The organism is Candidatus Moraniibacteriota bacterium (assembly GCA_035390125.1).
Taxonomy (GTDB): Bacteria; Patescibacteriota; Minisyncoccia; order Moranbacterales; family GWC2-37-73; genus DAOOTD01.
In genome coordinates this window covers 304436-313947 of the sequence record DAOOTD010000002.1, presented here as the reverse complement: position 1 = coordinate 313947, position 9512 = coordinate 304436, and the positions used below count along the sequence as shown (strand labels likewise).

General features: G+C 37.2%; 10 protein-coding genes. 1 reads left to right on the top strand and 9 read right to left on the bottom strand.

What is annotated here, in order from left to right; translation table 11 throughout:
* From PLR68_03565 to PLR68_03540, 6 genes are all read right to left on the bottom strand, one after another.
* Positions 1-578: methyltransferase domain-containing protein (locus PLR68_03565; GenBank protein HOW60798.1), on the bottom strand; the 578-nt coding region annotated here is incomplete at its 3' end.
* Between the two features lie 73 nt (positions 579-651).
* Positions 652-792 (bottom strand): hypothetical protein, encoded by a 141-nt coding sequence (locus PLR68_03560; protein HOW60797.1) that lies wholly within the window; start codon positions 790-792, stop codon positions 652-654.
* 82 nt (positions 793-874) lie between these two features.
* Positions 875-1921 (bottom strand): radical SAM protein, encoded by a 1047-nt coding sequence (locus tag PLR68_03555; GenBank protein ID HOW60796.1) that lies wholly within the window; start codon positions 1919-1921, stop codon positions 875-877.
* 4 nt (positions 1922-1925) lie between these two features.
* The gene (hisS, locus tag PLR68_03550; protein HOW60795.1) at positions 1926-3281 is read right to left on the bottom strand and encodes a histidine--tRNA ligase; all 1356 of its coding nucleotides are present in this window, start codon (positions 3279-3281) and stop codon (positions 1926-1928) included.
* A 435-nt stretch (positions 3282-3716) separates the two neighbouring features.
* On the bottom strand, positions 3717-4307 hold the full coding sequence (locus tag PLR68_03545) for a hypothetical protein (protein ID HOW60794.1): 591 nt from the start codon (positions 4305-4307) through the stop codon (positions 3717-3719).
* A 103-nt stretch (positions 4308-4410) separates the two neighbouring features.
* Complete coding sequence (locus PLR68_03540) at positions 4411-5175, bottom strand: hypothetical protein (protein ID HOW60793.1); 765 nt, start codon at positions 5173-5175, stop codon at positions 4411-4413.
* A gap of 261 nt (positions 5176-5436) precedes the next feature.
* Between PLR68_03540 and PLR68_03535 the strand changes: the two genes are divergently transcribed.
* Positions 5437-6096 carry a nucleoside-diphosphate kinase gene (locus tag PLR68_03535; protein ID HOW60792.1) on the top strand — a complete coding sequence of 220 codons (660 nt, stop codon included), beginning with the start codon at positions 5437-5439 and terminating at the stop codon, positions 6094-6096.
* Positions 6097-6178: 82 nt separating this feature from the next.
* Here the strand turns inward: PLR68_03535 and ispG are convergent, their stop codons facing one another.
* Genes ispG through PLR68_03520 form a run of 3 tightly spaced genes read right to left on the bottom strand, consistent with a single transcriptional unit; the run spans position 6179 to position 9343 of the window.
* A complete protein-coding gene (gene ispG / locus PLR68_03530; GenBank protein ID HOW60791.1) occupies positions 6179-7231 on the bottom strand; it encodes a flavodoxin-dependent (E)-4-hydroxy-3-methylbut-2-enyl-diphosphate synthase in 1053 nt (350 codons plus the stop codon).
* Positions 7224-8099 (bottom strand): 4-hydroxy-3-methylbut-2-enyl diphosphate reductase, encoded by an 876-nt coding sequence (locus PLR68_03525; GenBank protein ID HOW60790.1) that lies wholly within the window; start codon positions 8097-8099, stop codon positions 7224-7226. Before PLR68_03525 ends, ispG begins: the two co-directional genes overlap by 8 nt.
* 8 nt (positions 8100-8107) lie before the next feature.
* Positions 8108-9343: a His/Gly/Thr/Pro-type tRNA ligase C-terminal domain-containing protein gene (locus PLR68_03520; protein HOW60789.1), complete on the bottom strand. Its 1236-nt coding sequence runs from the start codon at positions 9341-9343 to the stop codon at positions 8108-8110.
* Between the last annotated feature and the right edge of the window lie 169 nt (positions 9344-9512).

Genomic DNA, 9512 nt, shown 5'->3' with positions numbered 1-9512 from the left:
CCATGAATATGTTTTTCTTCTTTGCCTGGATGACCTTTGTCTACAACTATACCTTCCGAATAATGCAGACACTCAAAGTCTCTAAACATATTCGCAAGCTCTCCTTGTTTAAAGTGGTATTTGATTGATCTTTTTTTTGTTTTATTTGAAGGATCTTTATTGGTAAAAGAAGAAATTATTATTATTCCATTTTTTTTTATTTTATTCTTAACCCTGTTTATTAATTTTATAATATTTCTTTTATCCAAAAATTGTAAGACATTGAGGCAGACTACAAAATCGTAATAGTTAGAAGCTATATCATAATTGGAAATATCTGCCTGTATAACTTCTATATTCTTACTATCTTGTTCAGAAATTCTCTCTTTTATTTGTTTAACAGCAATATTTGATAAGTCAACCGCTGTCATTTTAAAATTCTTACTCGCAAAATAAAAAATGTTCTGTCCTTGACCGCAACCCAAATCGAGACCCCTGCTATCTGGTTTTATATATCTCAAGGCCTTTTTAACAAACGAATTGGTATTTTCACTTTGAGAAGTTTTATTCTTTTTATATACTTTATCAAAAATAAACATACTTAATATTTTAATAAATTTTTTGGAGGGTGGCAATATTTACTGCCACCCTCCTACCTAGTTCGAATAGTTTTTAATCACCGCAAGAAAAATCGCAGTGACCACAGACACGAGCTTTGCCATTAAAAACAAAGCCTTTTGCAACAAGATCCCTGATCTTAGTCTTCTGATCATTGGTAACCTTGATGTATTTTACCTTCTTTTTTTTCTGCATAATAAGCTCCTTTTGGTGAGCGGTTATTTTTACTTGTTTGCTATACCTACTTTCCGTATTGACCTGTTTTTATCACCTCCTTTCATTTATGACAATGCAACAAGCATTGGGGATCATGTTTAAAATCACTGCCAGTTGCAACATACGCAACCGCTCTGCATCCCCGACAGTATTTCAAAAGTTTACACTCTCGACATCCTTCAATTTCCTCAACTCTTCGATACTTTTCCATTTTTGGATTATCAACAAAATGATAAAGGAAATTGCTTTGTGGACTCCATTTTCCTATGGTACTGCCTGGATGTCGCCTGCATGCCATCAATGTTTTGTCTGGCAACATCGTCATAGTAGACGATCCCATTCCACATCCCCCACTAACAACGCCCTGTTCAATACCAAGGGAATCCTGCCGACAAATAGAAATAAGCGGTTCTTTTCTGAGCTGTTTATATCCTTTCTTCTCATATTGCAGATGCTCTTCCAAAATTTTCTTTATAAATCGCATGTACTCGTTAGCTGGAATACCACAATCCCCCTGATTCGGAACCCAGCGAGCAAACATCCAGTGCTGAGCGCCATTTTCATAAACGGCTTTCATGACATCAAACATTTCTCGAAAGTTGTGTGCAGAAAGAGTGGACATGATATATGCTGGTATTCCTGCTTTAGAAAGATCCCTAATAGCTTGCATGGTTCTTTGAAAACTGCCTTTGTATCTGATTTCATCATGCTTTTTTTCCATACCATCTATAGATAGTTGGAAATGCTTTAGGTTAAGCTTCGCCAACATTGAAATATTTCTTTCATCGAGAAGTTCTGGGTTTCCTAGAATGCTAACACAACTAAATTTGGTCAAAGATTGAGAGGCTGCCTTAACTTTAGCCAAAATGTCCCAAAAATGATTATGAAGCATCGGATCACCGCCTGTCAGTGCAATAACTGGTAGAGCATCGAATGCGTCGCAACACTCTATAAAATCACCTATAATTGCATCAGCATCGTCCAATCTCACGTCCTCTCCTTGGTGCGCATGCTGGTAGCAATGTTTGCATCCATTATTGCATTTGTTGGTCAAATGCCATTGAAGATAAATTCGATTTTTTTTTTCAGGGCATTCTTCTTTCATCATCAGTTTACCTCCTTATTTCTAATGAAAGTATTTTGTCAATTGCTTCTTCAGCAGAAAATACATCCTGTGAACCACTCGCCATATCTTTCAAAGAAACCAGCCCCTGTTCAACTTCAGTATTACCGATAATTAAAGCAAAGGGAATTTTCAATCGGTCAGCAATTTTAAAAATTTTGCCAACCGTTTTTTGCTCCAAATATACAAAAGTTGAAATTTCATTAGCACGGAACTTTGCAGATATTTCTACTGCCCTTGCCACTTGGTTATCCATGGGAATAATCATTACACGAGCAGGCGTCGAATTGCCAGCTTTTATTACACCCACATCTTTGAGTTGGGAGAACAGTCTTGTAAATCCTATTGATATCCCAACACCAGGCAATTTTCTGTCAGTAAATGCTTCGGCCAGATTATCGTATCTGCCGCCAGAGCAGATACTGCCAATTTCTGGACAATCATTAAGAGTGGTTTCATAGACAGTGCCCGTGTAATAATCTAAACCACGTGCAATAGCTAAATCTATTTTAAGGCACTCTCTTGGTACCCCAAAAAGACCTACCATTTGACAAACTTGCTTTAATTCATCGACACCCTCAATGAAGATGGCATTGGTAACTCCAAATTCACATAGCTGAGAAATAATCTGGTCATTTTCACCCTCAATGGTAATGAAGCTAAGGATCTTTTCTGTTTGATCTATGGATAAACCAAAAGAAAGAAGGTTACTTTTGACTTGCTCTTTGCCGATTTTTTTAAACTTATCAATAATGCGTAAAATTTCCATCGCCTGCTTTTCTAAGCCCTGAGATTGAAAAAATCCGTTCAAAATTTTACGATTATTGATTCTGATAGTGAATGCTCCTAATCCAAGATTCCTAAAGGTTGCATAAATGACTCCTGGAATCTCAGCATCGTTTGCCAAGCTCAATGTTTCATTTCCAATAATATCAATGTCGCATTGATAAAATTCACGATATCGTCCTTTCTGCGCTCTTTCTCCCCGAAAAACCTTACCGATTTGGTAACGGCGAAAAGGAAATTGCAGATCTGCATAGTACTGGGCAACATATCTGGCCAATGGCACAGTTAAATCAAACCTTAAAGCCAAATCAACTTTACCCTTTTGAATGCGATAAATCTGCTTATCCGTTTCAATTCCCCCTTTTGCCATAAGAACTTCTTCTTTTTCAATTAGAGGAGTACTTAGGGGAATAAACCCAAAAAGTTCATAGTTCCTGCGGACAATATCGAGCATCTGGTTAAATAAGATTTGTTCTGCTGGAAGTAGTTCCATAAAGCCACTCAGAGGTTTAAGCTGTTGAATTTTTCTTTTCATTGTTTCTCCTTTCTTTTTTTGCATAGTTTAAAGACGTGTTTGATGATTTTCTTTTTTAAAGAACCATTTTGGATAAAAATAAAAGCCTCTAAAGAGAGCTTTAATTTTATTTTTATTTCATTTTTTATTTGTATGAAAAATAAAGACAAAAACCCTCTATAAAATAGAAGTGTCACAATGTTGCCTAATTGTCATTATATTCTTCATACCCGTAATTATACATCTTAATTTATTTTTGTCAATACTTTAACAGGAATTTTGCCTTTGAAATTACCGTGATATATTATAATATTAAAGCAGTAAAACAAAAGAAGCCAGGTACCTTTTTGGTTTCATTTATAAATTCTGTATTCCACCTCTTCCATTTCTCTCAGCACTCTAAAGAATAAAAAATAAAGTCGGTTTTTAAAAAGAAGCAGGAATGCTTCTTTTTTAAAAATCTGTAAGATTTATGTCGTTTTATTCAGCCTCTTCTGCAGCAGTTTCTTCTGTCGTGTCTTCTGCAGCAGTTTCTTCTGCATCTGCTTCCTCCTCTTTAGCAGCTAAGCACTCTTCATCACCTTCTTCACATTCTGCAGCTTCCTCTTCGGCAGCTAGGCATTCTTCATCATCTTCAGCGCATTCAGATTCTTCCTCTTCTTCAGCTGGATTATCAATATTATATTGCACTGGATCATTGCATTCTACTCCCTGTTCTTCCTTAGTTATTTCATCGCAAAAAGTTACGCTGCAATCTTCTTCCCCTTCCAAACATTCAAAGGGAAGGCAGTTTTCATCATCAGGATCACATTCCGGAATCATGTTGGCTTTTCTCTGTGCAACCGCATAATACCAAATGTCCATTTCCGGATCCCCTGTGCAAGCTTCCCCTTCTTCTGTTGATTCAGGATCACATTCCCAAATAAAACAGGCATCGACTGTCGGATCGCAGTCTATCTGATTTTGGATTATATAATCTTTCTGAACATATATGCGAATAAAAGTCACCCATACCGATATTATGATGAGCGAGATAAATGTAGCTAAAAAAATTGCAGATTTTTTATCCATATTTTTATTTTTAATTATTATATCACAAATATTTCTTTATGGAAAATAAAAAAGGCTATGGTGCGAATTTTTCGCAACCATAGCCGATTTGCAAGCATGATTCTTAGAATTGGACTCTTACGCCTGCATATAAGATGTCCTCTGAAAGCCCGCCATTTTCAGGCTCATATCCCATACGTTTCTGGTATGCAATTTCGGGCGCCAATGTTACTGATTCAATTACCCACGGAAAGGAAACTGATACTTTGCCTGAACTTATTATCTCCTCTCTGGTACCAAATACCGTACCATGACCGCCGAATGAAATGTCTATTCTTAGGTTTTCATGCAAATCAAAGGTTGAACCAACCCGATAAATAAAACCGTTTTGTTCTCTTTCTCCATCCACACAGTCATAAATAAATTTCGCATACGGAGTAATTTTCTCCGTTAATGCATAACTGAACTTCAAATTGAAAGAATGAATGTCTCCATTTCCCCACTTGTTTAAAGGAAACAACTTGTAATAGGCATAGGATGCATCAACTTTTACTTTCTCAAAATCCTTTGCCCACCCCAGAATGAAATCAATTTCATTTCCGGCATTGTTCCCCTCGCCATTGTCCGATGTCGGACTTTGGCCAGGAGCGATCGATCCCCACACACTGGCATAAATTCCAGAGGGATTATGAGAAACAGTTACACAGGGCTGAATAATCAAGCCCCTGTAATAAACTCCGCCATCATCGCCCACATAGGCGTTGCTGGCGAAAACCTCACCGGAAATTCCAAAATTTGATTCAGACAAAATTTCGTCATCCCCTGCGTAATCTGCATCCGCAGCTTTGAAATCAAACGCAAACGCAAACTTCGCTGAAAAAACTATCATAATAACCAAATAGAGTATTCTCCTCATTATTTCTCCCTCCTATATAAACATTTTTTTATTTTTAAGTTTACAGTTGTCACCTTAATGGTAACTTTTTATTATACTCCTAAAAACCAATTTTGTCAAGTAGGGAAAGCTACTCAGCTCAATCTTGACTTATTCCCTAAATTAAGCCAGAATCAGGATAATAATGTTATTGTTTTAGGGAATTATAGAAAATTAAAAATAAAATAAAATCCGAAAGGAGAAGAGAGGTGGTAAATGACTGACAAAAAGTACAGGGTTAAAGAACCCAACAGCGGAAACAAAAAAGTCAATGGCAGAAAGTTCAAACTTTTGCCGCAGGATGATTACAATCTGATTGTCTTCAGGCCCTATATCACAAAAAAACCTGAGTTGATTGAGGAAATTCTTTCAATTTTTACCGGAATAAATTTCACAATATTCCGCAAAAAATTCATTGAAAGGGACAAACATTTTTGGTACGATTATTTCTACCCATCTGATGAAAAGTGGTTAGAGAATATAGGCTTTAGAGTACTCAAAGACAACAAGGAAGCTGGTATAAATACAAAAGATATTATCGGCACAAATGATCCTGTGAAGATCGGCCTTGCTGTAAAAAAATGGCTTTGCAGAGATATGGATAGCAGAGAAAACGGTCCTTCTCTCAGTGTAGTTGTTGTCGGTCACAATGCGGCAACAAGAGTCAAGGAAATGTTCGGTCCTCCAATTCCGGTAAAAGCACCCGAAGGTACAATACGGAATAAATACGGAGGTAACGACAGCAATCCTTTGTCCTTTTCTCAACAAAGAAGCCCCTACAATGTAGCTCATTGTTCCAATCGGGATGAAGAGCGCAATGGGATTTGTGCCATAAAGTATGAAACCCAGTTGCTATATCCGGAGTTATATTTTTAGCCCGAAATGTTTTCTTTTTTAAAGAGCCTGCGATTTAAAAAAATCAGCAGGCTCTTTTTTGTTTTTTATTGATATTCCAATTTCAAGAAATTTTTTTTAATTCTTTCAGGAATTCAGACAGAAGATTTTTTTCCGGAACAGATTTGATGACTTTGCCTTTCAGAAAAATTGCCCCGGCTTTTTTCCCGCCGGCAATACCGATGTCCGCCTCACGCGCTTCTCCGGGACCATTGACCACGCAACCCATAACTGCAACCTTGATCGGTTTTTTATAATCAGCCATGATTTTTTCCACCTTTTTCGCCAAACCAATAAGATCAATTTCTGTCCGGCCGCAAGTCGGGCAGGAAATTATTTCCGGACCATATTTTCTAATCCCCAGCGCTTTCAGTATTTCAAACCCCGGCCTTATTTCTTCGCAAGGATCAGCTGTGAGAGAAACACGGATTGTCGCTCCGATGCAATCATTAAGAAGCGCTCCGATTCCGATTGCACTTTTGATTATGCCCACATAAGAGGTGCCGGCTTCTGTCACACCGAGATGCAGAGGATAGCTGACCTTTCGAGCCAGCAAGCGGTAGGCTTCAATCATTTTTGACACATCACTAAATTTTATGGAAATCAGGATATCATGAAAATTAAATTTTTCCAGAATTTTCACGTGGCGCATGGCTGATTCAACTGCCGCTTTGGGAGTTGCGCCGTATTTTTTCAGCAAATCTTTTTCGATTGAGCCCGAATTGACCCCTATCCTGATCGGAATTTTTTTAGCCTTGCAAGCTCTAACCACAGCTTCCACTTTTTCTTCTGAGCCGATATTCCCAGGATTAATCCTGATCTTGTCTATTCCCTGAGCCACACATTCAAGCGCTAATTTATAATCAAAATGAATGTCAGCTACCAACGGAATGTGAATTTTCTTTTTTATTTTGCCAATCGCTTTGGCAGCAATCATATCAGGAACAGCCACGCGGATAATTTCACATCCGGCTTTTTCCAACGCTAAAATCTGCTTGACCGTAGCTTTTACATTTCTTGTATCAGTAGTACACATTGATTGAACCCGCACTGGGTTGTTTCCGCCTAAAAAATACGGGCCAACTTTCACTATTTTAGATTTATATTTCTTATTCATAGCTATTTATTTTATTTTTAACCTGATTTATTAAGAAATTAGGCGTGGAAGCCCCTGCAGTCACAGCCACCTTTTTACATCCAGCAAACCAGTCTTTTTTCAGATCATCTGCTCTTTCTATGAAATATGATTTTGGATTCATACGTTTGGAAATTTCCCAAAGACGATTTGAGTTAGCACTTTTTGGAGAACCAATAACAATAACGACATCATTTTCTTGTGCAATATCTCTAACTTCAGCTTGTCTGTCATGAGTAGTCATGCATATTGAATCAATAATTTCTGCCTGCGGATATTTTTCTGATATATATCTGGCACTTTCATTGAAAAATTCACGATCCTGAGTTGTTTGTGAAACCACTGCAATATTTTTTTCCGGATCGAGAAAAAGAGCATACAAATCTTCCTGATTTTCAACAATAAAAGCTCCCCCATTAGCCCACTCAAATATGCCCCTGACTTCCTTGTGGTTTTTTTCCCCTATGATAACCAGCTGATAGCCCCTTTTTGAAAAATTCTCCGCCAAGCGCTGGACTTTTATAACCTTAGGACAAGTTGTATCAACAAGATTTATTTCATTCTTATTGGCAAATTCATATATTTCCGGTCCTATTCCATGCGCTGTAATGATTAAGGTTCCGATTTTATCCTTAGCAGAATTCAAAAAATTCATCATATAAGGATCAACGCTTATTTTTTTTACGCCCATATCTTCGATTTTCCTGACCACATCATCATTGTGCACAAGGGAGCCCAAAACAAAAATAGGCCTTTTTACTTCAGGATTTTTTGCTATTTTTTCAACAATAGCATAAGCCCGTTCCACGCCTTCGCAGAAACCGGCATATTTGCTTAGAGTAATTTCCATAAAAAAATTTAGCTGATTTTTTCCAATAATTCTTTGATTTTTACAATCTCAGTTTTTTCTGAATTTCTTTTTTTAATTTCAGCTCCGCCGGCAACTAAAGATTTTTTGCTGACGACCACGCGATATGGAATTCCGATAAGATCGCTGTCGGCAAATTTTTCGCCAGCGCTTACATCGCGGTCATCAAACAAAACTTCAATCCCTTTTCCAAGAAGTTCTCTATAAATTTTTTCCGCTTCTGCATCTTCGCCCAAACTCAGAAGATGGACTTTAAACGGCGCCACATTTTCCGGCCAAACAATTCCTTTTTCATCATGATTAAGTTCCACAACCGTTCCCATAAGGCGAGAAATTCCGATTCCATATGAACCCATGAAAACCATTTTTTCTTCGCTATTTTCATCTTTATATTTCAATCCGAAAGGTTCAGAGAAACGGTAACCCAGAGAAAAAATATTCCCTACTTCAATAGCTTTTTCTTCGACTAATTTGCCTTTTTCAAGTCCTAAGTCTTTCAATACTTCGTCGGTATAAACTTCTTTGTTAACAGCAATTTTTTTGTCTTTATCAATATAAATTATGTCTTCCCCGGCTTCACTCACAGTCTGAAATTCATGAGAATATTTAGAAAAAGATCCGCCAGAAGCAAAAGTTATAAAAGTTTTTCCTCCTAACCCGACTCTCTCAAAAATACTTTGATATGCAATCTTGGCTTTTTCATAGAACTCGTTATGTTGTGTTTCATCTTTAGAAAACGAATAAAGAGCTTTCCAAAAAAATTCACGGCCACGCATAATCCCAGACTTTGCCCGAGCTTCATTGCGAAAAACTGTCCGAATATCATATGGATAAACAGGCAAATCTTTATAGGAAGAAATAAAACTCTTCATTAAATTCGACATTGGTTCTTCGTGTGTAAAAGCCAGTGAAAGTTCTGCTCCGTTTTTTAATTTTGTCTTAAACCAATTATCCACTACCTCATCACTCCATCGGCCAGATTTTTCCCAAACTTCTTGCTTCTGCAAAGCTGTAGATTGCATTTCAATGCCACCGATTTTATTCATCTCGTCCCTGACAATGTCAGAAATTTTGTTAATTACCTTTAAGCCCATAGGTAAAACATTATACACGCCTGCCATTTCTTTATTAATAAATCCGGCCCTGATCAGAAGCTGCGCATTGGCACTGACTTCATCCTTAGGCGCTTCCTTGCGAGTCTTTGTAAAAAGTTGTGTTTGTTTCATAAAAAATAAGTTATAGATTTCTTTAAGAATAATAACAAATTTAAAGCCTGATTGTCCAATAAAAAAGGCCGTGTACTCTATTGAGTACCGGCCCAATCTGAAAACAGATTTTTATTTGTGGATGACCCGGGATAATTTTATCCCGAAATCTTTTTGCGACATTCTTATT

What these genes read in the sequence shown, in the direction of transcription:
- PLR68_03560 (HOW60797.1), bottom strand. Translation starts at nt 792, where the DNA reads ATGCAGAAAAAAAAGAAGGTAAAATACATCAAGGTTACCAATGATCAG.
- PLR68_03555 (HOW60796.1), bottom strand. Translation starts at nt 1,921, where the DNA reads ATGATGAAAGAAGAATGCCCTGAAAAAAAAAATCGAATTTATCTTCAA.
- hisS (HOW60795.1), bottom strand. Translation starts at nt 3,281, where the DNA reads ATGCAAAAAAAGAAAGGAGAAACAATGAAAAGAAAAATTCAACAGCTT.
- PLR68_03545 (HOW60794.1), bottom strand. Translation starts at nt 4,307, where the DNA reads ATGGATAAAAAATCTGCAATTTTTTTAGCTACATTTATCTCGCTCATC.
- PLR68_03540 (HOW60793.1), bottom strand. Translation starts at nt 5,175, where the DNA reads ATGATAGTTTTTTCAGCGAAGTTTGCGTTTGCGTTTGATTTCAAAGCT.
- PLR68_03535 (HOW60792.1), top strand. Translation starts at nt 5,437, where the DNA reads ATGACTGACAAAAAGTACAGGGTTAAAGAACCCAACAGCGGAAACAAA.
- ispG (HOW60791.1), bottom strand. Translation starts at nt 7,231, where the DNA reads ATGAATAAGAAATATAAATCTAAAATAGTGAAAGTTGGCCCGTATTTT.
- PLR68_03525 (HOW60790.1), bottom strand. Translation starts at nt 8,099, where the DNA reads ATGGAAATTACTCTAAGCAAATATGCCGGTTTCTGCGAAGGCGTGGAA.
- PLR68_03520 (HOW60789.1), bottom strand. Translation starts at nt 9,343, where the DNA reads ATGAAACAAACACAACTTTTTACAAAGACTCGCAAGGAAGCGCCTAAG.